Source organism: Streptococcus plurextorum DSM 22810, assembly GCF_000423745.1.
GTDB classification, from domain to species: Bacteria; Bacillota; Bacilli; order Lactobacillales; family Streptococcaceae; genus Streptococcus; species Streptococcus plurextorum.
This window is the reverse complement of sequence record NZ_AUIO01000006.1, coordinates 43,260-67,129: the sequence shown is the minus strand read 5'-3', so window position 1 is coordinate 67,129 and position 23,870 is coordinate 43,260. Positions and strand designations below refer to the sequence as shown.

The following is a 23,870-nucleotide window of genomic DNA, read 5'->3' as shown; positions in this document are numbered from 1 at the left end:
GAGGCCTGGCTTTCTACGTTTTTGCTTGCGCCCTAATCCTTTAACTTAGTTTCCAATAGCAAAAGTCAATATCCCTGACGCCGCCAGTTTCCCATCCACTTCTGCTTTAGCCTCAACAACAGCAATGGTGCCTCGGCGTTTGATAAATTTAGCGGTCATGACCAATTGATCCCCTGGGACCACTTGTTTTTTGAACTTAACCTTGTCCATCCCTGCGTAAAAAACCAATTTCCCTTGATTTTCAGGTTTAGACAACTCCAAAACTCCTGCGGTTTGAGCTAAGGCCTCCATGATTAACACGCCTGGCATGACTGGATAGCCAGGGAAATGACCTTGAAAAAAAGGCTCATTGATGGTCACATTTTTAAGCGCTACAATTTCATCCTCAGACGTTTCCAAAACCCGATCCACTAAGAGAAAAGGATAGCGATGCGGAAGCGCATCCTTAATATGGTTAATATCAATCATTTGATGCGTACCAGTCCTTTTCCAAAATCAACCACTTCCTCATTAGTCACTAAAATCTCAGTAACCACACCATCTTTTGGAGCAGGAACTTCATTCATCACCTTCATGGCTTCAACAATGAGGAGCGTTTGCCCTTTTTTAACAGCATCCCCCACAGAGACAAAGGCTGGTTTGTCTGGGGCAGGAGACAAGTAAGCGACTCCGACCAACGGACTTTCTACAAGATCTCCTTCAGCAACCGTTGCTACATCACTTGACTGAGCCTTAGGAGCAACAGCTGTCGCTACGTCTTCTGTAATCGTTTGAACTGCTGAGCCAGAAGCAGGAACCGAATGTGTCGGCAAAGAAGCCCCTGAAAGACTCTGTTTATTTTTGGAGAAAACGAGCTCAGCTTCTCCATTTTTATATGAAAATTCACGAAGACTAGACTGATCAAATTGCGTCATCAAGTCTTTGATATCACTAATATTCACGGATTAATCCTCCCAACGTTTGAAGGCAAGCACAGCATTATGCCCACCGAAACCAAAAGTATTTGAAATGGCATACCTCACCTCTGCTTCTTGACCATCTCCGATCACAACGTTTGCTTCAATATAATCTGATACTTCCTGAGTGCCGGCCGTCTTAGGAATGAAACTATGACGCATGGCTTCTATAGTAGCAATAGCTTCTACTGCTCCTGCAGCGCCGAGCAAGTGCCCTGTAAATGACTTGGTTGATGAAACTGGAACATTTTTTCCAAGAACAGCAACAATCGCCTGGCTTTCACCTTTTTCATTTGCTTGCGTTGACGTCCCATGAGCGTTGACATAAGCAACATCTTCTGGCGCAATACCTGCTTCATTTAAAGCAAGGCGGATAGCTTTTGCAGCACCAGAACCATCTGGAGTCGGCGTCGTTTGATGGTAAGCATCACAGTTTGACCCATAGCCAACAATTTCAGCCAAGATTGTCGCACCACGCTTCTGAGCATGTTCTAGGCTTTCGATAACAAGAACACCAGCTCCTTCTCCCATAACAAAACCATTGCGATCTTTATCAAACGGAATGGCAGAGCGACTTGGGTCTTCTGTCGTTGATAAGGCCGTCAAAGCATTGAAACCACCGATACCAATCTCATTGATGGTCGCTTCTGCTCCGCCTGCTAAAATCACATCATGATAACCAAACTTAATTTCGCGGAAAGCCTCCCCTATAGCATCATTAGCTGAAGCACAGGCAGTTGTCACCGACTTACAAACCCCTTGTGCACCAATACGAAGAGCGATATTGCCAGCTCCCATATTGGACAAGGCTTTCGGAATAAACATAGGTTGAATGCGCTTGATTCCCTTTTCATGCATACGGATGATCTGCTCCTGCATTTCCTGTAAACCACCGATACCTGAGGACACGATAACCCCGACACGATTAGAGTCTACTTGCTCCATATCAAGTCCTGCATTTTCTACCGCCTCAAGAGCAGCATAAATGGCATAGAGTGAATACTCATCCATACGGTTAGTGTCTTTCTTGACAAAGTATTTATCAAAAGGGAAATCTTTGATCTCACCTGCATTATGCACAGGTAGCTCTGACGTATCAAATTTTGTGATGGGTCCAATCCCAATTTTACCTGTACGCAAGCTATTCCAAAATGTTTCTGGTGTATTTCCAATTGGTGATGTTACACCATAACCTGTAATTACAACACGATTTGTCGTCATTTTTATCTCCTTGGTCTTATCAGTCAAAGGCCATCTCTCTAGCCATTCATTGTCATGCCACCATCAATGGCAATAACTTGTCCTGTTAAATAGTCTTGAACAGCTAGAAAAGCAGCTACTTCAGCAACTTGTTCTGACTGGCCAAATGCCTTCATAGGAATCTGAGCCAACATAGCTTCTTTCATCTTGTCGGGAATTTTATCCGTCATGTCAGACTCAATAAAACCTGGTGCAATAGCATTTACACGAATACCTCGACCAGCCACTTCACGTGCCACAGACTTCGTAAAACCAATCAATCCTGCCTTAGATGCTGCATAATTTGCTTGACCAATATTACCAACCAAACCAACAACGGACGACAGATTGATGATAGCACCTTGGCGCGCTTTGGTCATCGGCTTTAAGACTGATTTTGTCATGTTAAAAGCCCCTGTCAAATTGACCTTAAGAACTGATTCAAAATCTTCCTCGGTCATCTTGAGCATCAGCTTATCATTGGTAATCCCTGCATTATTAACTAAGACGTCGATGCTACCAAGTGCTTCACTGGCTTCTGCCACCATGCGATCTGCATCTGCTGACTGAGAAATATCCCCTGAGATACCAATCACTTTGACATCGTAATGAGCAAACTGTGCCAACAATTCTTGAGACATTTCAGAACGCCCATTTAACACCACATTGGCTCCAAGACTAGCAAACTTATGAGCAATAGCTAGACCAATTCCTCTGGTCGATCCTGTCACAAAGACATTTTTATTTCGAATCTCCATACCTAATTCTCCAAAAGTGCTTCAAAAGAAGCTAAATCCTCTACATTTACAACAGATAAATGCTTATCAATTTTCTTAATAAAGCCAGACAATACCTTACCTGGACCCACTTCAACAATCTGATCAACCCCAAATGCCTGAATGCTAGCAATTGCGTCATAAAAACGAACAGGTTCCATTACCTGACGGGCCAATAATTCCTTGATACGCCCATGCTCCATAATCTTAGCCTCGGTATTACCAACCAAAGGCAGAGCAAAATCTGAAAAAGTGATCTTCTCAAGCTCTTTAGCTAATTTTTCAGATGCTGGTTTGAGCAGTGCTGTGTGGAAGGGACCTGAAACATTGAGTGGGATCAGGCGTTTGCAACCCGCTTCTTGCAATAATTCAAGAGCGTAGTCAACTCCAGCCACCTCACCACCAATGACAATCTGAGCTGGTGTGTTATAGTTAGCAGGTGCCACAAGACCTTTTTGGGAAGCTTTCTGACAAATGGTCTCAATCACGTCGGCATCTGTATTCATTACCGCTACCATTTTTCCAATGCCAGCTGGTGCTGCAGTTTCCATAAATTGGCCACGTTTTGCTACCAAATCTACCGCATCTTCAAAGGATAATGCACCGCTAGCAACAAGAGCAGAATACTCCCCCAAAGACAGACCTGCCACAATATCAGGTGTGATACCATTTTCTGCCAACAAGCGATAGATGGCTACCGACGTTGTCAAAATAGCCGGTTGGGTATAACGCGTCTGATTGAGCTTCTCTTCGTCCTGATCAATCAAATCACGCAAGTCATAGCCCAAAACCTGACTAGCTGTAGCAAACGTTTCTTTGACAATATCATAAGTCCGATACAAGTCACTCGCCATCGCGAGCTTTTGTGCACCTTGACCGGCAAATAAAAATGCTCTTTTCATGCCTTAATCCTCAACTACCTCTGCCCAGCGCTGTGCTTCCTTCTGAATAACCTTCGCCGCTCCATAGTAAAGATCTTTCAAGATTTCCTCACACGTTTCTTCCTTACGAACCAAGCCTGCAATCTGACCTGCCATTACAGAGCCATTAACCACATCACCATCGACAACCGCATTACGAAGAGCGCCAGCTCCCATCTCTTCAATGTCTTCAGCTGATTTTTTCCCAGCTAAAAATTCTTTTTCTGCATTGGCATAAGCCGTTGTCAATTTATTTTTAAGAGAGCGAACAGAGTGTCCAACCACAGAAGCTGAAACCACCGTATCAATATCTTTGGCGCTCAAAACCTTGTCCTTAAAGTTCTGATGGGCGTTAGATTCTTTAGCAACCACAAAACGTGTTCCCACCTGAATAGCATCGGCCCCTAGCATAAAGGCTGCAGCAGCTCCATTTCCATCAGCAATACCACCTGCCGCAATAACCGGTAAATCAATGGCATCAACGACTTGACGGACCAAAGTCATGGTCGTCAACTTGCCGATATGGCCACCTGCTTCCATACCTTCTGCAATGACGGCATCCACACCCAGTTTTTCCATACGCTTTGCAAGAGCAACTGATGGGACAACGGGGATGACTGTAATGCCTGCCGCATGGAGACGTTCCATGTATTTCCCTGGATTGCCAGCGCCAGTTGTAACAACCTTAACCCCTTCTTCAATGACCAAGTCAACAATATCATCTACAAAAGGAGAAAGAAGCATGATATTGACACCAAAAGGCTTATCTGTGATGGCTTTGACCTTATCGATATTTGCCTTGACCACTTCTTTTGGCGCGTTACCGCCGCCAATAATCCCAAGACCACCTGCATTTGATACCGCACCAGCCAAATCTCCGTCAGCGATCCAAGCCATACCTCCTTGGAAAATAGGATACTTAATATTTAGCAATTCCGTAATTTTTGATTTCATGTTCAGCTACTTTCTTTCAACTAAATTTCTTTTTAAAATTATTCTTTGATAATCAAAGTATAACTTTAAGAAGAAAGGTTGGAGGAACTCTCAACCTTTTTCTTATTCTTTTTCTGTGAGAAACTATTTTGTTTTTTCTTCAACGTAAGCAACAAGGTCACCTACAGTGTTCAAACCTTCTTCAGTTTCAATTTGGATATCGAAGGCATCTTCGATTTCTGAGATCACTTGGAAAACATCAAGAGAGTCTGCATCAAGCTCATCAAAAGTTGTTGTGAGCGTTACTTCTTCTGCCTCTTTACCAAGTTCTTCAACGATAATTTCTTGTACTTTTTCAAATACTGCCATGAGATTTTCTCCTATAAAAATATAATTTTTTAATTGCGTTTTTTACGCAAGTTAACTAGATTTTAACAATTAAATTGCCCCAAGTCAAACCCCCACCAAAACCTGATAAGAGAATTTTTTGTGAGCCATCTAATTTAATAAACCCTTCCGAAACACTTTCAGAAAGCAAAATCGGAATTGAGGCCGCACTGGTATTGCCATAGCGTTGCATATTGGCCAAAAACTTATCACGATCAAGACCAATTTTTGTCGCCATCTTATCCAAAATACGTTCATTCGCTTGATGAAGCAAGAGATAATCTGGCTCCCCAGCCCTCTCAATAATCCTTTTGATACTCTTTGAAACCGTGCGAATGGTGAAGTCAAAGATAGCTCGTCCATCCATTTTTAGGTAGGCGCTAACGGGTTCCGTATGTTCTGAAAAAGGCGAAGCAAGGCAAGATTCTCCTGCCGATAAGCCTCCTTTAGCCCCATCTGTGTGAAGACTTTCAGCTAAAAAATGCTGTTCCTCTGCCTTTTCTAAAAGCACCCCACCAGCACCGTCTCCAAAGAGTACGGCTGTCGACCGATCCGACCAATCTAATAACTTAGAAGTCACTTCAGCTCCGATGACAATTCCTTTTTGGTAGGCACCGGATGCGATCAATTTTTCTGCCGTAGCTAAAGCAAACACAAAACCTGAGCAAGCTGCCGTCACGTCAAAGGCAAAAGCATTAACCGCACCAATACGTCCTTGAACACGCGCTGCAGTTGATGGCATCATCGAATCTGGCGACATGGTTGCTAGGATGATAAAATCCAAACTTTCAGGCGTCAGATGTGATTTTTCAAGCAGTTGTCGAGCAACTTGGCATGCCAAATCGCTAGTGTTCTCACCACGCGAAATACGACGCTCTCGAATCCCTGTCCGAGTCACGATCCACTCATCTGAGGTGTCCATAATTTCTGAAAGATCGGCATTTGTAACCACTTGCTCCGGTACATAATGAGCTACCTGACTAATCTTTGCAAAAGCCATCAGCGAATCTCCTCCAAGAAAGTATGGAGGTTAACTAAGCCTCGCTCTAGCCCACCAAGTTCTTCTTCAGACATGGTCTTTAAGATACGTTCAATCATCGTGCGATGGAATTTTTTATGCAAATGATAGATCACACGACCTTTTTTGGTCAAACCTAGGTAAACCACTCGTCTATCCTCTAAAGAACGGGTCCGTGTGATATAGCCTTTTTTTTCAAGCTTATTGAGTGCTGTGGTCACTGTGCCTAAAGTCACCATCAATTCCTTAGCAATATCGCTTGGCGTTACATTTTTACCTTTGCCGATGATATCAATCGTGTGAACCTCTTTGATACTACAGTCACTAAATTGACTGCTACGCAAGGTATTTTCTTCAATGACCAGAATACGATTGAAGATATCAACTAGATAATCATTGATTTGATGAAAATCCATACAATCCCCTTTTTAATTCGATAATCAAATCATATCACAGTTGAAAGCATTTGACAATCAAAAGATTGTCGCTACCATTTTCCAGAAAAGTTTGGACGGCGGCGTTCCGCAAAAGCCCTGACTCCTTCTTTGAAATCATCCTTAAAAGCAAGTGTTTCCTGAAGGTTTAATTCTAATTTAGCATAATCATCCCAACCTGAGAAAAAGCTACCCCATACCATCTCTTTCATGGCTCTATAAGAGTTAAAGGAGCCTCTTCTTAAACGCTTAAACAGTTGCTGGCTGGTCTGCTCTAGTTTTTCTGATTGACAGGTTTTATAGACAAATCCATATTCTAGAGCTTTTTCAGCTGAGACGGCTTCTCCTGTCATCACCAAATGGGTGGCACGATTCATCCCAACTGCCCGCATCAATAGGTATAAGCCACCTGCATCTGGAGCCAAACCAACATTGACAAATGCTTGGATAAACTTGGCCTTGTCACTTGCTATACAAAAATCAGCTGCCAATGCCAAGTTAAAAGCTGCTCCAGCAACAGGTCCGTCCACACAGACCACAATAGGCTTAGGGATTCGCTTCATTCTCAAGGCAATATCCTGCACTAGCTTTGCAATGTCTACCAGAGACTGAATATCATCTGCCGCTACTGCCCGCTCCATTTCTGCTAAATCGCCACCAACTGAAAAGACCTTACCAGTCGCTTCAATCCGGATCAACCGAACCGTATCATCGTTATCTGCTTGACTCAAGGCTTCTAAAATCTCTTGGCACATTGGAATATTGAAACCATTTGAAACCTCTGGCCGATTAAAGGTTAGAGTGGCTAAATCATCTGTGACTTGATAAATAATGCTTTGAAAAGTCATAAAACCTCCTTTTCAATAAATCATTTGATTTACAAATAATTTACATTTCAAATTATATCAAAAGAAAACTATTTTGCAAGAAAAAAATGCCTTTTCGACTACTCCTTCATCCCCACACAAGAAAATCATCAAAGTGGCTGACAAAAAGTCTGAATTTTGCTATAATTGTATCAATTTTTTAAGATTAGAGGATCTGATATGAAAGTGATTAAATTTGGCGGAAGTTCTTTGGCCTCTGCTCAGCAACTCAAAAAAGTGCTAGATATTGTAAAGAGCGATAGTGACCGTCGTTTTGTCGTAGTATCTGCGCCAGGTAAACGAAACAGTGATGATACAAAAGTGACCGATGCGCTGATCAAATACTATAAGCATTACATCGCTGAACGTGATGTCACCAAAGATCAAGAATGGATCATTGACCGTTATCAAGCCATTATTGATGAGTTAGGCCTTTCTCATCGTATTTTAGAGAAAATTGCTGACGCTATCAAACAGCTAGCAACTCTCCCTATTGAGGGTAACGACTTTTTATATGATACCTTCTTGGCTGCCGGCGAAGATAATAATGCCAAATTAATCGCTGAGTACTTCCGCAAAGAAGGTTTGAGCGCTCGCTATATTCATCCTAAAAAAGCAGGCCTTATCGTAACCAGCGAGCCAGGTAACGCCCGAATTTTACCATCTAGTTACGATAAAATCGAAGAGTTAGCTGAAAGTGATGATATCTTGGTGATTCCAGGATTCTTCGGTGTTACAACAGACGGACAAATCTGTACCTTTTCTCGTGGAGGCTCTGATATTACAGGGTCAATTATCGCTGCGGGGGTTAAAGCTGATCTATATGAAAACTTTACCGACGTCGATGGTATCTTTGCTGCACACCCTGGTGTTGTCCACCAACCTCATTCAATCAAAGAGCTGACCTACAAAGAGATGCGCGAGCTAGCCTACGCTGGTTTCTCTGTTCTTCATGACGAAGCCTTGATTCCGGCTTACCGTGGCAAAATTCCTCTCGTGATTAAAAACACCAACAACCCTACTCATCCAGGAACTCAAATTGTCCTCAAACACTCTGGACAAAGCCTGCCTGTTGTTGGTATTTCTGGCGATGATAACTTTGTCAGCATCAACATGTCCAAATACCTCATGAACCGAGAGGTCGGTTTCGGTCGCAAAGTGCTTCAAATTTTAGAAGATTTGAACATTCGTTTTGAACATATGCCAACCGGTATCGATGACATGTCCATCATTGTCCGTGGTAGAGAATTGACACCTATCAAGGAACAAGAAATCATCTCACAACTGACGAGAAAACTAGAAGTTGATGAAGTGGCTATTGAACGCGATCTTTCCATTATCATGATTGTTGGGGAAAACATGAAAAACCATATCGGGGTAACAGCCACAGCAACCACAGCCTTATCAGAAGAGGGCATCAACCTTGTCATGATTTCTCAAGGTTCAAGCGAAGTGTCTGTTATGTTTGTTATCAAAACAGAGGACGAGAAAAAAGCTATCCGAGCGCTCTACCAAGCATTTTTCAGCTAATACAAAAAAATCTAGGCCTGCCTAGATTTTTTGATGTTTTCTTTTTTCAGCTAATAAATCTCTGTACGAAATGAGGAAAACAGCTATCAGGATAAGCAACATGCCTACCAAATCAATCGTGTAGAAATGTTCCTGCAACAAAAGAATGCCAAAAAATACAGAAGCTACTGGTTCAACGGCTGCCAGCAGACTTCCCTTCACCGCGCCAACAATGCTAGTTCCCTTTAGGAAAACCGTATAAGCAAAAATAGTACCAATTCCGATAATGCCAACCAAAGCAAGCCCATTTCCCATAGTCCAGGAAAAATCATAACGCCAAGCCTGAATGACGACTGGAAAGACAAGCCCACTCATCATCATTCCTAAGCCAATGACAATCAAACTTCCCCATTCTCTAATCAATTTTGCTGGTAAAAGAATATAAAGAGCGTAGGTAACGGCAGACAAAAGTCCCCAGAAAAGTCCTTTAGGAGTAACAGCTAGTTTAGTTAAATCGCCATGAGTGGCAATGATATAAGTCCCTAGAATTGCCAAAATAATTGCTAGTATCTCACTTTTTGTTGGCAGGTTTCGATTTTTTAAACACACATAAACCATCAATAAAACCGGAGTCAGATATTGAAGTACAGTGGCTGTTCCAGCATTGGTATAATGAATGGCACTCAGGTAGGCGTACTGATTTAACAATAGTCCAAAGAAACTAAACAAAGCTGTTCCTAGCCAAACAGACTTTTGCCTTAAAGCCTCTTGTAATTTTTGGGGAGTTGTGACATAAACCATCGTCAGCAAAATAACCCCTGAAACCAGTAGACGCAGACTAGTCAAGAGGTTAACATGAAGGCCATGACTCATTAAATATTGCCCTGAAACGCCTGAAAGCCCCCAGGCAATCCCTGCAATGATAACCATCAAAGATCCCTTCAACATCGTAGACACATTTTTTCCTCACATTTCTTCAATTCCTTTTATTGTAGCATATTTTCACTGTTTTTTCTGAACCCAACCTTATGAAAAATTCTTTTAGACACTTTTCTTGCGTGGTAGGGATGGTAGTGACCGCCTCCTTAATGTCATAACTCATTGTTGAGTCTAAAGTCGCAAAGATTCCTAGTAGCGAAAAGTATCTGATGATGTTCACTTTCGCTCGCAAAATCGATAACGACATCTTGTGCACTTCGCACGTCATTTACTAGTGTTCTAAAAATTCAAATTGGCCCTATAGGACCAAAATCCAACTGTTCAATTGGCAAGGTGAGTTCTTGAGGGCCGGTTGATGACGCTCTTGTAAGCGAGAAAGGAAGATGGCTTTGGTTTTTGCACCACAGGCTCTACAAAATCATCAGAGGCAAGAGCGGCAAGGATTTCTCTTTTCCAGGTGAATTCTCCACAACATTTTCTAGCTGCATTATGCCGTACACCACCTCATTTTTCAATAAAATTCCTGCTTTAGCTGATAATAAAACCCCAATTCATGTTGATGATGAAGTGGGGCTTTTTGACTTAATCTAACAATTTTTGGAGCTCTTGTGCTAGCAATTGCTGTGCAACTTGTGGGTTGGCTTGACCTTTGGTAGCCTTCATAAGGAAACCTGTAAAGGCTTTGTCGGCATTGCGTTTTCCTGATTTGAAGTCAGCGACCGCAGCTTCGTTATCAGCAAAGACTTGATGGATAATTGGAATCAAGACAGCTGGATCTGATACCTGCACCAAACCTGCTTTTTCAACATAAGCTTTTGCTGAACCGCCTTCTTTAGCCAAGTGTACAAAGACTTTTTTGGCAATCTTAGATGAGATGGTGCCATCAGCGATTAAGGCAATCATTTCAACTAGATTTTCTGGGGTTAGTTTGATGTCTTCGATAGTTTTCTGCTCTGCGTTTAAGAACTGAGCCACTTCACCCTGTAGCCAGTTTGATACCTGCTTGGCATCGCCACCAACAGCGACTGCTTTTTCAAAGAAATCAGAAAGAGCCTTGGTAGCTGTCAACTGACCAGCATCATAGTCGGACAATCCAAGTTCAGTAACATAGCTGGCGCGACGTTGGGCTGGAAATTTAGGCAACTGAGCACGCATCTCTTCAATCCATTCATCCGAAATCTCATAGAGAGGAAGATCTGGCTCAGGGAAATAGCGGTAATCTGCCGCCCCTTCCTTGACACGCATGAGGATTGTCGCTTTGTTGGCCTCATCGTAACGGCGTGTTTCTTGACGGATAACCCCTCCACTACGAAGAATTTTCGCTTGACGCTCAACCTCATACTCAAGACCTTTGCGGACATTCGAGAAAGAGTTCAGGTTTTTCAGCTCAGTCTTAGTTCCAAATTTTTCCTGGCCGTAAGGGCGAAGGGAAATATTGGCATCCACACGCATAGAACCTTCTTCCATCTTAACATCTGAAATGCCTGTGTATTGGATAATCTCTTTAAGAGCTGTCAAGTAGGCATAGGCCTCCTCTGGCGAGCGCATATCCGCATGAGAGACAATCTCAATCAATGGAACCCCTTGGCGATTGAGGTCCACGTAAGAATAGCCATCTGTTCCGTGAGTATTTTTCCCGGCATCTTCTTCCAAATGAGCGCGTTCAATACCAATTTTCTTAGTCGTCCCATCTTCTAGTTGAATATCAATCCAACCATTATAACCGATAGGTTCATCAAATTGTGAAATCTGATAAGCTTTTGGATTATCTGGATAGAAGTAATTTTTTCGGTCAAAGTGCATGTGTTGATGAATGTCCATATTAAGCGCCAAAGCCGCTTTAATACCAGCATCAATAACGCCCTTATTCATAACCGGAAGAACACCAGGGAAAGACCAGTCAATCACATTGGTATTGGCATTTTGCTCTTGACCAAAATGAGCTGATGAAGGCGAAAAAATCTTGGAGTTTGTGTTGAGCTCTACGTGGACTTCAAGTCCGATAATGGTTTCAAAGTTCATTAGTTACCTCCTCCAAAAATACTTGGTTGCTGTTTGTGATAATCTGTCGTCGCTTCAAAAGCAGCCGCAGCTTGGTAAATGGTCTCTTCACTGTATTTTGGTCCGATAAGTTGAAGTCCGACCGGCAACCCATCTACAAATCCTGACGGGATAGAAATCCCAGGAAGACCAGCTAAGTTGACTGGAATCGTCAAAAGATCTGCCAAATACATCGCCACAGGATCATGACTAAGCGAATCCAAATCAAAGGCAACTGTCGGCGCCGTTGGCCCTAAAATCAAATCATAGTCTGCAAAGACCTTATTGAAATCCTCAATAATCAAGGTACGAACCTGACCAGCTTTCTTAAAGTAAGCATCGTAGTAACCAGAAGACAAGCTAAAGGTTCCTAACATAATGCGACGTTTAACCTCATCACCGAACCCTTGGCTACGCGTCTTAACGTAGATTTCTTCCAGATTTTTGGCATCTTCAGCACGAAAACCGTAGCGGATGCCATCAAAACGTTGCAGGTTTGAAGAAGCCTCAGACGAAGCAATAATGTAGTAAACCGCCACACCATATTTAGAATGTGGTAGGCTCACCTCTTCGACAACAGCTCCTAATTTTTCAAAATGCTTAGCCGCAGACAAGATATTTTCCTTGATTTTTGGATCAATACCCTCACCAAGGTATTCTTTTGGAAGGGCGATTTTAAGCCCTTTAATCTCTTGACCAATTTTGCTAGCAAAGTCTGCAATCTGAATCGGGGCAGAAGTAGAGTCCTTCACATCACTTCCAGAAATAACATTTAGCAGCTGTGCATTTTCCTTAACCGTCTGAGAGAAAGGACCGATTTGGTCAAAGGATGATCCAAAAGCAATTAAACCAAAACGCGAAACGGTACCATAAGTCGGCTTCATCCCCACAATACCGCTAAAAGCAGCCGGCTGACGAATAGATCCACCCGTATCTGAACCTAGCGACAGACGAACTTGTCCCGAAGCAACAGCTGATGCCGAACCACTCGATGACCCACCAGGAACTTTAGTCTGATCCCAAGCATTCTTAGTCGCTCCAAAGTATGACGTCTCACCAGAACCACCCATAGCAAACTCGTCCATATTGGTTTTTCCGATGACAATCATATCCTTAGCATAGGCTTGAGCCACCGCTGTCGCATCAAAGATTGGCTCATAATTGTATAGCATCTTTGAGGCTGCCGTTGTCAAAATCCCTTTGGTAGAGATATTATCCTTAACAGCAAGTGGAATACCAGCCATGAGGTTATCGGCATCAATGCCTTTTTCATCAATAGCTTGCGCTTGCGCCAAAGCCGCTTCTTCAGCGATGGTCACAAAAGCATTCATGGCACCTTCACGCGCCTTGATGTCTTCTAAGGTTGCCTTGGTTAATTCCGTTGCAGAAATCTCCTTGTTGACCAGAAGATGGTGTAATTCTTCGATTGATTTATGGTTGAAAGACATTAAGCGTCACCTCCGTCATCTAGGATTGCTGGAACTCTGATGTAGTTATTTTCTTTTTCCGGCACATTTTTAAACAATAGCTCGCGCTCCGTACCTGCTTCTGCCACATCTGCTCGCATGACAGTCTTTCGGTCCGCCATGGTCGTTGTGATAGCAACTCCTTCTGTATCTACTTCGTTTAAAAGCTCAACCATATCAACAATTTTTGATAGGGTCGTCGCAAATTCAGCGGTCTCTGCATCTGAAAAAGATAACTTAGACAAATTCGCCACGTGACGAACTTCTGCTTCGGTAATTTTCATCCCATTTTCTCCATTTAATTTAGATAGTCTTTTTTATTATATCACAAAGGTCTCTGCTCTGCTATTTTCAAGAAAGAAATCAAAAAGCCTCTTTCGAGGCTCAACTTATCTATCGTTATAGCCATTTGGGTGGTTTGAATGCCATGCCCAAGCTGTTTCGATGATTTTTTCGATATTGTCAAATTGTGGCTTCCAGCCTAAAACTGCACGAGCTTTTTCTGAACTGGCAATCAAAGTATCTGGGTCCCCTGGACGACGGTCAGCTAACTCTGCTGGAATCTCCTTACCAGTTACTTTTCGTGCCGCTTCTAGGATTTCGAGATTTGAAAACCCGGTTGATGAGCCTAGGTTGAATGCCGTTGATGCTCCGCCATTGCGAAGATATGCCACAGCCAAGGTGTGGGCATCTGCTAAGTCAAATGGATGAACATAATCACGAACATTTGTCCCGTCTGGCGTGTCATAGTCATCACCGAAAATCATGATTTTCTCACGTTCTCCTTGAGCGACTTGCAAAATGATTGGAAGCAAGTGTGTCTCTGGTCCATGATCCTCGCCGATAGAACCATCCGGCTTAGCACCAGCCACGTTGAAGTAGCGTAGCGCTACAAATGTAATCCCATAAGCTTGATCAGACCATTTCATGATAGTCTCCATCATGAGCTTACTTTCTCCGTAAGGATTTATCGGACGCTGCGGTGTTGTCTCCAAAATTGGAATTTGCTCTGGAATGCCGTAGGTAGCAGCTGTTGATGAAAAGACAATATGCTTAACACCACATTCTCTCATAACCTCTAGTAAATTAACCATACCAGCAGTATTGTTATCAAAATATTTAAGGGGTTCTGCCATGGATTCAGCAACTAAGGAATATGCTGCAAAATGAATCACGGCATCGACCTCGGGATTTTCCTTGAAAACCTTTCGCATAAAAGCCTTATCGGCTAGATCACCCTCATAAAATTTAGCCTCAGGATGCACCGCTGCACGGTGCCCTGTTACTAAATTATCAACGACAATAACCTCTTCTTTACCTTCTGAAATGAGGCGATCAACCATATGAGAGCCGATGTAACCAGCCCCTCCAAGCACTACTACTGCCATCTTTATGATACCTAGGTTGTCAGATTGCCATTTTGCATGGCGCTAGCAATCTTTCTCTCCCACTTTCACAGGAGACAACCGCTTCCTTTCTCTAGTCACTATTATAAAATACCTACAGTTTTAACAAAGCGCATAAAATCGGCTGTGTTTTTGTAGACGCCTGCATCTTCAAGAACTCGGACAAAGGTCTGACCTACAGCATTTTGGACCAGTCTAGTCACATTGTCTGCCGTTAAGGACGGATTCGACGCCTTAATATTATCTGCCCACTGCTTGTGATAATCAGCTATTTCATTATACTCGCCTAAAAGATATTTTTCAACCTCTTGCAGTTCTGCTTTCAGGCGTGGCGGCAAAATCGCCAATCCCATCACTTCTATTAAGCCAATATTTTCTTTTTTTATGTGTTGCACATCTTTGTGGGGATGGTAAACGCCGTCTGGATGCTCTTCTGAGGTATGATTATCTCGCAGAACCAAATCTATCTGAAAGAGTCCTGCTTTTTTACGAGCGATAGGGGTCACTGTATGATGCGGTGTGTCGTTTGTATAAGCTAGAATATCAGCTGACGCATCCGAATAATCTCTCCAAGCCAAACGGATTTTATCGGCCAATTCAACAAGTCTGTCCTTACTAGAAGCGGTCAAACGAATAACTGACATCGGCCAATTGACAATACCAGCTTCCACATCCTCAAAGCCTTCAAAGGTAAAGCGCTCTTTTAGCTCTGCTATTTCCATAGGAAAAGTGTGTCGCCCACCTTGATAGTGATTATGGGTCAAAATGGAGCCACCAACGATTGGCAAATCGGCATTTGAACCCGCAAAATAACCCGGGAAAAGAGCCACAATGTCTAGCAACTGACTAAAGCTGTCGCGACTAATGACCATAGGGAGATGCTGGGTATTGAGGTAAATGCAGTGTTCGTTAAAATAAGCATAAGGCGAGTACTGAAAGCCCCACTCTTCTTGTCCTAAAGCCATACGGATAATCCTGTGATTGGCACGGTCTGGATGATTGATGCGGCCTTGATAGCCCTCATTTTCCATACAGAGTTGGCATTTAGGATAGTCAGAGCTAGGTGCCAACTTGGCTGCTGCAATAGCCTTTGGATCTTTTTCTGGTTTGGACAAATTGATGGTAATCTGCATGTCCCCATATGGAGAAGGGGTTGAAAAGGCAATGTTTTTAGCAATCGCCTCTACTTTTATGTAATCATTTCGCTGGCTAAGGGCGTAAAAATCTGCCACAGCCTGCTCTGGGCTCTCCTCATAGGTCTTCCAGAATCTCTGATTAAGCAGACTTGGAATCGGCGTTATAAAATTCATGAGCTCTGCACCCAGACAGTTTTTTTCCTCCTCAAGAACACCACAACGGCCGTTGACCACTGCAAGCTCTACCAGCTGATCTTTGAGCTTAATCAAATCTGTCTCAGAACTGTCTTGTTCTATATTTTCCTCACCCACCAATGCCAATAGACGATTGGTCAGGTAATAAGTATCCATATCCGTATAGTCGCTATTGGCAATAATGCCTGCGACAAAGTTTTCCAATAATGTCATAGCCTACCTTCTAGATAATACGCGGCTTCCACCTGCTACTTCTGCTAGATAAAATGCTGGTGCATAGCCAATTTTTTCTTCATAGGTTTTGCCAACAGTTGCTGTGAAGGCCTCGACCTCGTCTTTATGGACAATGGCAATAGCACAGCCACCAAAACCTGCTCCCGTCATACGAGCCCCCAGCACACCAGGTTGATCCCAAGCAGTATGAACCAGTGTATCTAGCTCAATACCTGTTACTTGGTAATCATGTTCCAAAGACACATGAGACGCATTGATTAAACGTCCAAACTGCTCTAAATCTCCTGCTATCAAAGCTGCCTTAGCCTTCAAAGTACGTTGATTTTCAGAAACAGCGTGGCGAGCCCGCTTAATACGGTCTCCATCCTGAATCAAATAAGCATACTGATCAAACAAAGCTTCATCCAAAACACCTAGATGGTCAATGTCTAAAAGATGATTCAGCTCCTCAACCGCCTTTTCACACTCCGCGCGACGTTCGTTATACTTAGAATCTGCTAGCTCACGGCGTTTATTGGTGTTCATAATCACCACGACATAATCACCTAGGTCAAGTGGTACCAAATCATATTCCAAGGTATTGGTATCCAGATAGATGGCTTGCTTGTCAGCTCCCATACCGATGGCAAACTGGTCCATGATGCCCGAATTAACCCCGATAAAGTGATTCTCGGTTTGTTTCCCAATCTTAACCAGATCAAGACGTTCGAGCTTGAGGTCAAACAGTTCCTCACAGATAACACCAATTAATAGCTCCAAGGAAGCTGACGAAGACAGACCTGAGCCATTCGGTATATTGCCATACACATAAACATCTAGCCCTGCCTCGATACTGTGCCCTGCTTCTTTCAAAAACTTAATCACCCCTTTAGGGTAATTGGTCCAGTTGTCTTCTTTTTTAAAGACCAGCTCATCTAAGCTCACTTCTAGGATCCCTAGATGTTCAAAATTTCCAGAGAAAAAGCGGAGCCTTCTGTCATCACGCTTGCGTGCCGCCCCGTAAGTTCCCAGTGTGATAGCTGCTGGAAAGACGTGACCACCATTATAGTCTGTGTGTTCTCCAATCAGGTTGATACGCCCTGGTGAAAAGAAAGTCGCATCTGGTGCCACACCAAAAACGCCTTCAAATGCCTGTGTTAATTGTTCTGTATTCATAAGGTTTCTCCTTAATAATTTCTCGCTTATATTATAGTTAATATAAGTAAAAAAGTCAATTTATATTAGTAAAATTTTTACTTTATTTTATTTCCTTTTTCCGTTATAATAACATTACACTACAAAGGAGAAAACTATGGCTACCATCAAAGACATCGCAGCACGGGTCAATGTCTCTTTAGCGACGGTTTCTCGCGTCTTAAACAATGACAAATCTATGTCTGTCAGCGATGCGACCCGTCAAAAAATCTTTCAAGCCGCCGAAGACTTAGGCTATACACGTCATCAGAAAAATCTGGCAACTGCTACCGAAAGTAAAAAAATTGCCATTATCCAATGGTATACCGAATCCGAAGAGATTAACGACCTCTATTACTATGCTATCCGCATCGGGGTTGAACGTCGAGCCATGGAACTTAACTATGATATCATCCGCCTCTTCAACGACACTCCGCTTGAACAAGCAGCTGGATGTCATGGGATTGTCGCCATTGGCAAATACAGCCAAACTCAAATCCAAACCTTAGAGAGGCTATGTGAACAGCTTATATTTGTCGACAGCGACACCTTAAATCAAGGCCATAGCTGCATCACAACAGATTTCACAAACTCCGTTACCAACGTGCTCAATCATTTTATCAGCCAAGGACAAACTAAGATTGGTATTTTGACAGGAGAAGAAGCAACTAGCGACGACCAGTTTCCTATCATAGACCCCCGATTCAATACCTTTAAAAATTTCCTAAGCCAGCGAAAACTGTATCGTTCTGATTATGTTTTTATCGGAAGATTTTCATCAGAAAGCGGCTATCAGTTGATGAATAGAGCCATAACTGAGCTAGGTGACGATTTGCCTCAGGCATTCTTTATCGCTAGTGACGCCCTAGCAATCGGAGCACTCCGTGCCCTCCACGAGGCCAATATCAAGGTCCCTGATCAGGTGAGCATCATTTCTTTTAACGACACTGCGGTAGCTAAGCAGGTCTTTCCAGCGCTTAGCTGTGTGACAGTCTTTACTGAGGAAATGGGAATACTTGCCATGGATAGCCTTCATAGACAACTTATCGGAGAAGCACCAGATATTCCTACCATGCAAACCGTTGCCACCCTCTTGACCCTACGCAATAGTAGTAAATCATTCTAAAACCTTCTCTAAGAGCCAAAAAACATCCCCGCCGTCATGCGACAGCGGGGATTATTGTCCTTACAAACTCTTCAACATATTATCGATATGCTGGATTGATTTTTCACGGCCGAGCAGGTAAATAGTGTTTGGCAACTCTGGTCCGTGCATTTCGCCTGAAACGGCGATACGGATTGGCATGAAGAGGTTTTTGCCCTTGATGCCTGTTTCTTTTTGAACAGCCTTGATTTGCGGGAAGATGTTATCTGGTTGGAAATCTTCGTCCGTCATAGCTTCCAATTTTTCCTTGAGAGCATTGAGGACAGTCGGAACAGTCTCTCCCGCCATGACTTCTTTTTCCTCGTCTGTCAATTCTGGGAAGTCAGAGAAGAAAAGGTCTGTCAAACCAACAATTTCGTCTGCTGATGACATCTGTGGCTTGTAAAGTTCCACCAATTTCTCTGCCTTATCTGTCAAGCGACCAGCCTCTTCCAAGAATGGTTTGGCAAGGTTAAAAACGGTCTCCAAATCAGCTTTTTTGATGTACTCATTGCCCATCCAAGCCAACTTTTTCGGATCGAAGGAAGCTGGTGACTTGCTGAGGCGTTTTTCATCAAAGAGTTGGATAATCTCATCTTTGGAGAAGATTTCTTCCTCACCACCAGGAGTCCAGCCCAAAAGCGTGATAAAGTTGAAAACAGCTTCTGGCAGGTAGCCTTTTTTGCGGTAATCTTCGATAAAAGCAAGAGTATTGGTGTCACGTTTGGACAATTTTTTACCCGTAGCAGAGTTGATAATCAAGGTCATGTGGGCAAATTCTGGAGCTTCCCAGCCTAGTGCTTCATAGACCATGAGCTGCTTGGGGGTATTGGCAATGTGGTCATCCCCACGGATAACGTGCGAAATCTCCATCAAATGATCATCAATAACCACGGCAAAGTTGTAGGTTGGATAGCCATCACGTTTTTGGATAACCCAGTCGCCACCGATGTTGCCACCTTCAAACTCAATCTCGCCCTTAACCATGTCATTCCACTTGTAGATACCAGCTTCATTAACAGCCAAGCGGACAGTTGGGACAATGCCAGCCGCCTCACGCTCTGCGATATAGGCAGTTTTTTCATCTTCAGACATACCTAGGTATTCATTGATATAGCGAGGTGTTTCACCCGCAGCTTCCTGACGCTCACGCTCCGCCGCCAACTCTTCTTCTGTCACGTAAGACTTGTAGGCCTTGCCTTCTGCCAAGAGCTCATCCACATACTTCTGGTAAATATCCAAACGCTCAGACTGGCGGTATTGGTCGTGGGTTTCTGGACTCTCATCCCAGTCAATGCCCAACCAACGCAGGTTTTCCAGCTGAGAACGCTCACCGTCTTCCACATGGCGTTTGCGGTCCGTATCTTCGATACGAATGATAAAATCACCGCCGTGATGGCGAGCAAAAAGATAGTTAAACAATGCTGTACGAGCATTTCCGATATGCAAGAGTCCCGTTGGACTTGGTGCGTAACGCACACGAATTGGTTTGGTCATAATTCAGATACCAAGTTGATAGAAATGAGCTAATTCTATCAATTTTAGTTCCTTTCCTCTTAATAGTTAGTCAAACATTACTATTATAGCACTAAATCTGAAAAAATAAAGCCAACTTAATTCTCGCTCATAAAAAACAGTCTTGCCTTACTTTCTCCCTTCTATTTTAAAGAGCAATTGAAATCCTAAAACAGCTAAAATTAAAGCCATAACCAGGCTTCCAGTCCCAATAGCCAACCAGTCATAGTAAGCATTCAAAATAATAGCTAAAATAGCCAAGCTCCCAAAAGCTCCTACCCAATCTCTCTTCATTGCATTAGCAAAAAATCCAGTAACAAAGATGAGGCTACAAATTAATACCCACAGTGGTAAATCAAGCCTATGCCCACCTAAATGCTCCTGAAATAACAATACACCAGCAACCAGTAACATCAAAAGTCCTAAAATCAATCGTTTCATTTCTATCTCCCTTATTGGTTATTTTTATCTAAGATAACACATTTTTTCTAGGATGTCAGGGCTATTTGACTATCTGGTTACTTAGGCAGACTAAGTGGTTAGGAAAAATAAAAAAGCTCACTAAGGAGCTTCTAATTAGACATCATCGTCATCTGAGAAGTCATCATCTTCTTCGTTGAGTTCGACCTCTTCATCCAAATCTTCATCTGGTATAATTTCATTTAACTCTGAGTCATAAGAATCCACTTCTGATTTTTCATCATCTGGATTGTCATCATCATATTCCAACCCATCGCGTGAAGAGTCGTACTCCTCATCTTCTGGATCATCATCAGAGTAATCAATCGCCTCATCGTCGTCCATAAAGGCATTGACACGTTTTTTCTTACGTTTTGGTGCATCTTCATCGTCTTCTTCAAGACTAATGATTTCTTCATCAATTTCATCAATCGCATACCAAGAACGCAAGCCCCATTTGTTATCACCAAGCGGGATAAAACTACCGTCGGTATTCAAGTCCGAGTAGAAAAACGGTAGCGCTTCACGGATAGCCGCATCAGATTTTTCTAAATAAGTTTGAATCTCATTGACCAAGTCGCTAAAATACATCTCATCGCCACGGCCTCGTGTCTCCAGAATCGCACGCGCCACTTCAATCATTGACAATTCGCTTTTTTCTTGTCCAGCAAATACTTCTAGTTCCAAAGCTGCTCTCCTTCTCAAGGGCATCGTAGCCCCTTTTATATTCCTTACTATTTTACGCTAAAAAAGCCTATTCGTCAAAAGTTTTTTATGGGAAAATGTGACGAAACCGTTAACCTCATGATACCTTGACATCATTTTACGGTCAAAAGAGTCGACACCTAGAAGTCAACAGCAATACCCAGACCATTTTATGGCATTTTTTTGCAAAAACCAAAAGTAAAAGCCGACTCACAGCATAGGGACCTTGTGAGTACAAGTCCACAAGTAAACAACAAAAACGCTTGTCCTAAAATTCCAAAAAAAGAAAAGCATCCTGATCACCAGGATGCTAAATAAAACCTAATCCCCAGAGAGAAGACATCTTGTTAGAGGTCTATCTCATACGGATTTTTAAGGCTTTTATTTTCTTAATCTTAACGACGAAGACCAAGTGACGCAATCAAATCGCGGTAACGGTTAACGTCTGTACGACGAAGGTATGCCAAAAGGTTACGACGGTGACCGATTTTTTTCATCAAACCACGGTAAGTTGCGTGGTCTTTTTTGTGTTGTTTGATGTGGTCGTTAAGGTGGTTGATTTCCCAAGTAAGGACAGCAACTTGAACCTCTACAGAACCTGTGTCACCTTCGTGACGTGCATATTGTGCAATGATTTCATTTTTTTTCTCTTTTGAGATTGCCATGATAATTCTCCTTTTATTTGGCTCCATCCGAGTAGCAGGTTGGCGTTCCTACGACCAAGAAAGAGTTATTTGTCTTTAAGACCTTTCCATTTTAGCAAAATAGCCAACCCGAGTCAACTAATTTTATCTTTTCAATTGCTCAAACATGTTGCGTTACAATGTCTCAAAAAGTGTTGCACGGTGACCGTAATCGCCCCATCAGCAATCAGCAATTGAAGCTCCTAGCAAAGAGGACTCACCTTTAGCCATTTATCTCCCTTCAAGATGCTTTAAGCCAACAAAATCACTCTTTTATATCCGTCTAACTTCTGCTTCTGCCTTTGCTAGCGGATTATTTTATGGTAAACTAGACTCATCATTGTAGGTAAGGGAGATTGATATGACTGCACAAGAAAGATTGATTAAAGCTGCGCATTTAATTAACATGGAGGATATTATTCGTGAGGGTCACCCGACTCTCCGTGAAAAAGCTACCGAAGTCGCTCTGCCATTAACGGACGATGACATCATCTTGGGTGAAAAAATGATGCAATTTTTAAAGAACTCTCAAGATCCAGTTGTTGCTGAAAAAATGGGCTTGCGTGGCGGTGTTGGTCTTGCTGCACCACAGCTAGACGTCTCAAAACGCATCATTGCTTGTCTGGTACCAAATCCTGAGGATAGTGAAGGCAATCCTCCTAAGGAAGCCTACAGCCTCCAAGCGATTATGTACAACCCAAAAATCGTCGCTCATTCCGTACAACAAGCGGCACTCGCAGATGGCGAAGGCTGTCTGTCCGTTGATCGCCTCATCGAAGGCTATGTGCCTCGCCATGCACGGATTACGGTTGAATATATCGATAAAGACGGACAAACGCAAAAAGTGAAATTTAAAGGGTATAACGCTATTGTTGTCCAGCACGAAATTGACCACCTCAATGGTGTCATGTTTTACGATCGCATCAATATTGCTGAACCCTTCAAAGTTGAAGAAGGTGTCATTATTTTAGACTAAAAGCTGAGGCGTGCCTCAGCTTTTAACATTTATTTCTGAAAACCTCATACATGAGTACAGCCGCAGCTACGCTGGCGTTCAGACTTTGCACATGCCCTTTCATGGGAATGGTTATCATCTCGTCCACCTGCTTTTTGATATTAGCAGAAATGCCTTTCCCTTCATTACCGATGATTAGAGCAAGTTTCCCTTTGGTATTCCACTTGTGGCTTGGGGTTCCGTTCATATCTGTCCCAAAAATCCAGTAACCAGCTTCCTTGAGCTTATCAAGGGTCTGACTAAGGTTCGTCACACGCGCAATTGGCACATGCTCCACCGCACCCGTAGAGGTCTTGGCCACAACGGGCGTCACCCCAACCGCACGGTGTTTTGGAATGATAATCCCTGCTACCTGAGTGGCATCAGCGGTTCGCAAAATAGAGCCAAAGTTATGAGGGTCTGTCAGACCATCTAGGATGAGAATAAGTGGATTGTCTTCCTGCTCTGCCTTTTCCAGAATATCTGATAACTCCGCATAGGCAAACTCCGACACACGCAAAACAAAGCCTTGATGGACGGCACCTTGTGTCATCTCATTGAGTGTCTTTTTTGGCGTCCATGAAATGGACACTTTTTTCTCTGCTGCTAAATCTTTGATTTTATCGACATTTTTCCCGCGTAAATCGTCCTGGATATAAAGTTTATTACCAGTGTTGGCTTGTAAACTTTCCGCCACAGCATGTACGCCGTAAACGATGTCATTTTGTTGTTCCTTCATTGCC

Annotated in this window: 25 protein-coding genes; 3 read left to right on the top strand and 22 right to left on the bottom strand. The window is 42.9% G+C overall.

The features are described 5' to 3' along the window. Nucleotides 1–45: 45 nt before the first annotated feature. The 10 genes from fabZ to fabM all read right to left on the bottom strand — a co-directional run bounded on the left by fabZ (nucleotide 46) and on the right by fabM (nucleotide 7,511). Nucleotides 46–468, bottom strand: a complete 423-nt coding sequence (fabZ, locus tag G575_RS0105990) for a 3-hydroxyacyl-ACP dehydratase FabZ (protein ID WP_027971931.1) — start codon at nucleotides 466–468, stop codon at nucleotides 46–48. Next, a complete protein-coding gene (gene accB / locus G575_RS0105985; protein ID WP_425423302.1) occupies nucleotides 465–914 on the bottom strand; it encodes an acetyl-CoA carboxylase biotin carboxyl carrier protein in 450 nt (149 codons plus the stop codon). The genes fabZ and accB overlap by 4 nt, the downstream gene beginning before the upstream one ends. A 30-nt stretch (nucleotides 915–944) precedes the next feature. Next, entirely contained in the window at nucleotides 945–2,177 is a 1,233-nt protein-coding gene (gene fabF / locus G575_RS0105980; protein ID WP_027971929.1) for a beta-ketoacyl-ACP synthase II, read from the bottom strand. Between the two features lie 38 nt (nucleotides 2,178–2,215). Further along, nucleotides 2,216–2,953 carry a 3-oxoacyl-[acyl-carrier-protein] reductase gene (gene fabG / locus G575_RS0105975; RefSeq protein ID WP_027971928.1) on the bottom strand — a complete coding sequence of 246 codons (738 nt, stop codon included), beginning with the start codon at nucleotides 2,951–2,953 and terminating at the stop codon, nucleotides 2,216–2,218. A 2-nt stretch (nucleotides 2,954–2,955) separates the two neighbouring features. Further along, a complete protein-coding gene (gene fabD, locus G575_RS0105970; protein WP_027971927.1) occupies nucleotides 2,956–3,873 on the bottom strand; it encodes an ACP S-malonyltransferase in 918 nt (305 codons plus the stop codon). A gap of 3 nt (nucleotides 3,874–3,876) precedes the next feature. After that, nucleotides 3,877–4,845: an enoyl-[acyl-carrier-protein] reductase FabK gene (fabK, locus tag G575_RS0105965; protein ID WP_027971926.1), complete on the bottom strand. Its 969-nt coding sequence runs from the start codon at nucleotides 4,843–4,845 to the stop codon at nucleotides 3,877–3,879. Nucleotides 4,846–4,968: 123 nt separating this feature from the next. Then, entirely contained in the window at nucleotides 4,969–5,193 is a 225-nt protein-coding gene (locus G575_RS0105960) for an acyl carrier protein (protein ID WP_027971925.1), read from the bottom strand. Nucleotides 5,194–5,248: 55 nt separating this feature from the next. Continuing rightward, nucleotides 5,249–6,211 (bottom strand): beta-ketoacyl-ACP synthase III, encoded by a 963-nt coding sequence (locus G575_RS0105955; RefSeq protein ID WP_027971924.1) that lies wholly within the window; start codon nucleotides 6,209–6,211, stop codon nucleotides 5,249–5,251. After that, the gene (gene fabT / locus G575_RS0105950; protein ID WP_027971923.1) at nucleotides 6,211–6,645 is read right to left on the bottom strand and encodes a fatty acid biosynthesis transcriptional regulator FabT; all 435 of its coding nucleotides are present in this window, start codon (nucleotides 6,643–6,645) and stop codon (nucleotides 6,211–6,213) included. Before fabT ends, G575_RS0105955 begins: the two co-directional genes overlap by 1 nt. Nucleotides 6,646–6,716: 71 nt before the next feature. After that, complete coding sequence (fabM, locus tag G575_RS0105945) at nucleotides 6,717–7,511, bottom strand: trans-2-decenoyl-ACP isomerase (RefSeq protein ID WP_027971922.1); 795 nt, start codon at nucleotides 7,509–7,511, stop codon at nucleotides 6,717–6,719. A gap of 198 nt (nucleotides 7,512–7,709) precedes the next feature. Between fabM and G575_RS0105940 the strand changes: the two genes are divergently transcribed. Next, nucleotides 7,710–9,059, top strand: a complete 1,350-nt coding sequence (locus G575_RS0105940) for an aspartate kinase (protein ID WP_027971921.1) — start codon at nucleotides 7,710–7,712, stop codon at nucleotides 9,057–9,059. A gap of 21 nt (nucleotides 9,060–9,080) precedes the next feature. Here G575_RS0105940 and G575_RS0105935 read toward each other — a convergent pair whose 3' ends face one another. The 7 genes from G575_RS0105935 to G575_RS0105900 form a co-directional block, all read right to left on the bottom strand. Continuing rightward, nucleotides 9,081–9,995 carry a DMT family transporter gene (locus G575_RS0105935; RefSeq protein ID WP_027971920.1) on the bottom strand — a complete coding sequence of 305 codons (915 nt, stop codon included), beginning with the start codon at nucleotides 9,993–9,995 and terminating at the stop codon, nucleotides 9,081–9,083. Between the two features lie 564 nt (nucleotides 9,996–10,559). Then, nucleotides 10,560–11,999, bottom strand: coding sequence for an Asp-tRNA(Asn)/Glu-tRNA(Gln) amidotransferase subunit GatB (gatB, locus tag G575_RS0105925; RefSeq protein WP_027971918.1), 1,440 nt, complete (start codon nucleotides 11,997–11,999; stop codon nucleotides 10,560–10,562). Further along, nucleotides 11,999–13,465 carry an Asp-tRNA(Asn)/Glu-tRNA(Gln) amidotransferase subunit GatA gene (gene gatA, locus G575_RS0105920; protein ID WP_027971917.1) on the bottom strand — a complete coding sequence of 489 codons (1,467 nt, stop codon included), beginning with the start codon at nucleotides 13,463–13,465 and terminating at the stop codon, nucleotides 11,999–12,001. The genes gatB and gatA overlap by 1 nt, the downstream gene beginning before the upstream one ends. Then, nucleotides 13,465–13,767 carry an Asp-tRNA(Asn)/Glu-tRNA(Gln) amidotransferase subunit GatC gene (gene gatC / locus G575_RS0105915; RefSeq protein ID WP_027971916.1) on the bottom strand — a complete coding sequence of 101 codons (303 nt, stop codon included), beginning with the start codon at nucleotides 13,765–13,767 and terminating at the stop codon, nucleotides 13,465–13,467. Before gatC ends, gatA begins: the two co-directional genes overlap by 1 nt. 105 nt (nucleotides 13,768–13,872) lie before the next feature. Beyond that, nucleotides 13,873–14,871, bottom strand: a complete 999-nt coding sequence (galE, locus tag G575_RS0105910; RefSeq protein ID WP_027971915.1) for a UDP-glucose 4-epimerase GalE — start codon at nucleotides 14,869–14,871, stop codon at nucleotides 13,873–13,875. A 101-nt stretch (nucleotides 14,872–14,972) separates the two neighbouring features. After that, nucleotides 14,973–16,433: a UDP-glucose--hexose-1-phosphate uridylyltransferase gene (galT, locus tag G575_RS0105905; protein ID WP_027971914.1), complete on the bottom strand. Its 1,461-nt coding sequence runs from the start codon at nucleotides 16,431–16,433 to the stop codon at nucleotides 14,973–14,975. 3 nt (nucleotides 16,434–16,436) lie between these two features. Further along, nucleotides 16,437–17,609 carry a galactokinase gene (locus tag G575_RS0105900; RefSeq protein WP_027971913.1) on the bottom strand — a complete coding sequence of 391 codons (1,173 nt, stop codon included), beginning with the start codon at nucleotides 17,607–17,609 and terminating at the stop codon, nucleotides 16,437–16,439. Between the two features lie 136 nt (nucleotides 17,610–17,745). On the opposite strand from G575_RS0105900, the gene G575_RS0105895 reads away from it, so the two are divergent. Then, nucleotides 17,746–18,753, top strand: a complete 1,008-nt coding sequence (locus G575_RS0105895; protein ID WP_027971912.1) for a LacI family DNA-binding transcriptional regulator — start codon at nucleotides 17,746–17,748, stop codon at nucleotides 18,751–18,753. A 60-nt stretch (nucleotides 18,754–18,813) separates the two neighbouring features. On the opposite strand, the gene gltX is transcribed toward G575_RS0105895, so the two are convergent. The 4 genes from gltX to rpsO form a co-directional block, all read right to left on the bottom strand. Further along, complete coding sequence (gene gltX / locus G575_RS0105890) at nucleotides 18,814–20,268, bottom strand: glutamate--tRNA ligase (RefSeq protein WP_027971911.1); 1,455 nt, start codon at nucleotides 20,266–20,268, stop codon at nucleotides 18,814–18,816. Nucleotides 20,269–20,415: 147 nt separating this feature from the next. Continuing rightward, entirely contained in the window at nucleotides 20,416–20,727 is a 312-nt protein-coding gene (locus tag G575_RS0105885; protein ID WP_027971910.1) for a LiaF transmembrane domain-containing protein, read from the bottom strand. A 135-nt stretch (nucleotides 20,728–20,862) separates the two neighbouring features. Next, nucleotides 20,863–21,432, bottom strand: coding sequence for a DNA-directed RNA polymerase subunit delta (rpoE, locus tag G575_RS0105880; protein ID WP_027971909.1), 570 nt, complete (start codon nucleotides 21,430–21,432; stop codon nucleotides 20,863–20,865). A 413-nt stretch (nucleotides 21,433–21,845) separates the two neighbouring features. After that, complete coding sequence (rpsO, locus tag G575_RS0105875) at nucleotides 21,846–22,115, bottom strand: 30S ribosomal protein S15 (protein ID WP_027971908.1); 270 nt, start codon at nucleotides 22,113–22,115, stop codon at nucleotides 21,846–21,848. A 379-nt stretch (nucleotides 22,116–22,494) separates the two neighbouring features. On the opposite strand from rpsO, the gene def reads away from it, so the two are divergent. Beyond that, nucleotides 22,495–23,109, top strand: coding sequence for a peptide deformylase (gene def, locus G575_RS0105870; protein WP_027971907.1), 615 nt, complete (start codon nucleotides 22,495–22,497; stop codon nucleotides 23,107–23,109). A gap of 22 nt (nucleotides 23,110–23,131) precedes the next feature. On the opposite strand, the gene rlmB is transcribed toward def, so the two are convergent. Continuing rightward, a complete protein-coding gene (gene rlmB / locus G575_RS0105865; RefSeq protein WP_027971906.1) occupies nucleotides 23,132–23,866 on the bottom strand; it encodes a 23S rRNA (guanosine(2251)-2'-O)-methyltransferase RlmB in 735 nt (244 codons plus the stop codon). Between the last annotated feature and the right edge of the window lie 4 nt (nucleotides 23,867–23,870).

What these genes read in the sequence shown, in the direction of transcription:
- fabZ (WP_027971931.1), bottom strand. Translation starts at nt 468, where the DNA reads ATGATTGATATTAACCATATTAAGGATGCGCTTCCGCATCGCTATCCT.
- accB (WP_425423302.1), bottom strand. Translation starts at nt 914, where the DNA reads ATGACGCAATTTGATCAGTCTAGTCTTCGTGAATTTTCATATAAAAAT.
- fabF (WP_027971929.1), bottom strand. Translation starts at nt 2,177, where the DNA reads ATGACGACAAATCGTGTTGTAATTACAGGTTATGGTGTAACATCACCA.
- fabG (WP_027971928.1), bottom strand. Translation starts at nt 2,953, where the DNA reads ATGGAGATTCGAAATAAAAATGTCTTTGTGACAGGATCGACCAGAGGA.
- fabD (WP_027971927.1), bottom strand. Translation starts at nt 3,873, where the DNA reads ATGAAAAGAGCATTTTTATTTGCCGGTCAAGGTGCACAAAAGCTCGCG.
- fabK (WP_027971926.1), bottom strand. Translation starts at nt 4,845, where the DNA reads ATGAAATCAAAAATTACGGAATTGCTAAATATTAAGTATCCTATTTTC.
- G575_RS0105960 (WP_027971925.1), bottom strand. Translation starts at nt 5,193, where the DNA reads ATGGCAGTATTTGAAAAAGTACAAGAAATTATCGTTGAAGAACTTGGT.
- G575_RS0105955 (WP_027971924.1), bottom strand. Translation starts at nt 6,211, where the DNA reads ATGGCTTTTGCAAAGATTAGTCAGGTAGCTCATTATGTACCGGAGCAA.
- fabT (WP_027971923.1), bottom strand. Translation starts at nt 6,645, where the DNA reads ATGGATTTTCATCAAATCAATGATTATCTAGTTGATATCTTCAATCGT.
- fabM (WP_027971922.1), bottom strand. Translation starts at nt 7,511, where the DNA reads ATGACTTTTCAAAGCATTATTTATCAAGTCACAGATGATTTAGCCACT.
- G575_RS0105940 (WP_027971921.1), top strand. Translation starts at nt 7,710, where the DNA reads ATGAAAGTGATTAAATTTGGCGGAAGTTCTTTGGCCTCTGCTCAGCAA.
- gatB (WP_027971918.1), bottom strand. Translation starts at nt 11,999, where the DNA reads ATGAACTTTGAAACCATTATCGGACTTGAAGTCCACGTAGAGCTCAAC.
- gatA (WP_027971917.1), bottom strand. Translation starts at nt 13,465, where the DNA reads ATGTCTTTCAACCATAAATCAATCGAAGAATTACACCATCTTCTGGTC.
- gatC (WP_027971916.1), bottom strand. Translation starts at nt 13,767, where the DNA reads ATGAAAATTACCGAAGCAGAAGTTCGTCACGTGGCGAATTTGTCTAAG.
- galE (WP_027971915.1), bottom strand. Translation starts at nt 14,871, where the DNA reads ATGGCAGTAGTAGTGCTTGGAGGGGCTGGTTACATCGGCTCTCATATG.
- galT (WP_027971914.1), bottom strand. Translation starts at nt 16,433, where the DNA reads ATGACATTATTGGAAAACTTTGTCGCAGGCATTATTGCCAATAGCGAC.
- G575_RS0105900 (WP_027971913.1), bottom strand. Translation starts at nt 17,609, where the DNA reads ATGAATACAGAACAATTAACACAGGCATTTGAAGGCGTTTTTGGTGTG.
- G575_RS0105895 (WP_027971912.1), top strand. Translation starts at nt 17,746, where the DNA reads ATGGCTACCATCAAAGACATCGCAGCACGGGTCAATGTCTCTTTAGCG.
- gltX (WP_027971911.1), bottom strand. Translation starts at nt 20,268, where the DNA reads ATGACCAAACCAATTCGTGTGCGTTACGCACCAAGTCCAACGGGACTC.
- G575_RS0105885 (WP_027971910.1), bottom strand. Translation starts at nt 20,727, where the DNA reads ATGAAACGATTGATTTTAGGACTTTTGATGTTACTGGTTGCTGGTGTA.
- rpsO (WP_027971908.1), bottom strand. Translation starts at nt 22,115, where the DNA reads ATGGCAATCTCAAAAGAGAAAAAAAATGAAATCATTGCACAATATGCA.
- def (WP_027971907.1), top strand. Translation starts at nt 22,495, where the DNA reads ATGACTGCACAAGAAAGATTGATTAAAGCTGCGCATTTAATTAACATG.
- rlmB (WP_027971906.1), bottom strand. Translation starts at nt 23,866, where the DNA reads ATGAAGGAACAACAAAATGACATCGTTTACGGCGTACATGCTGTGGCG.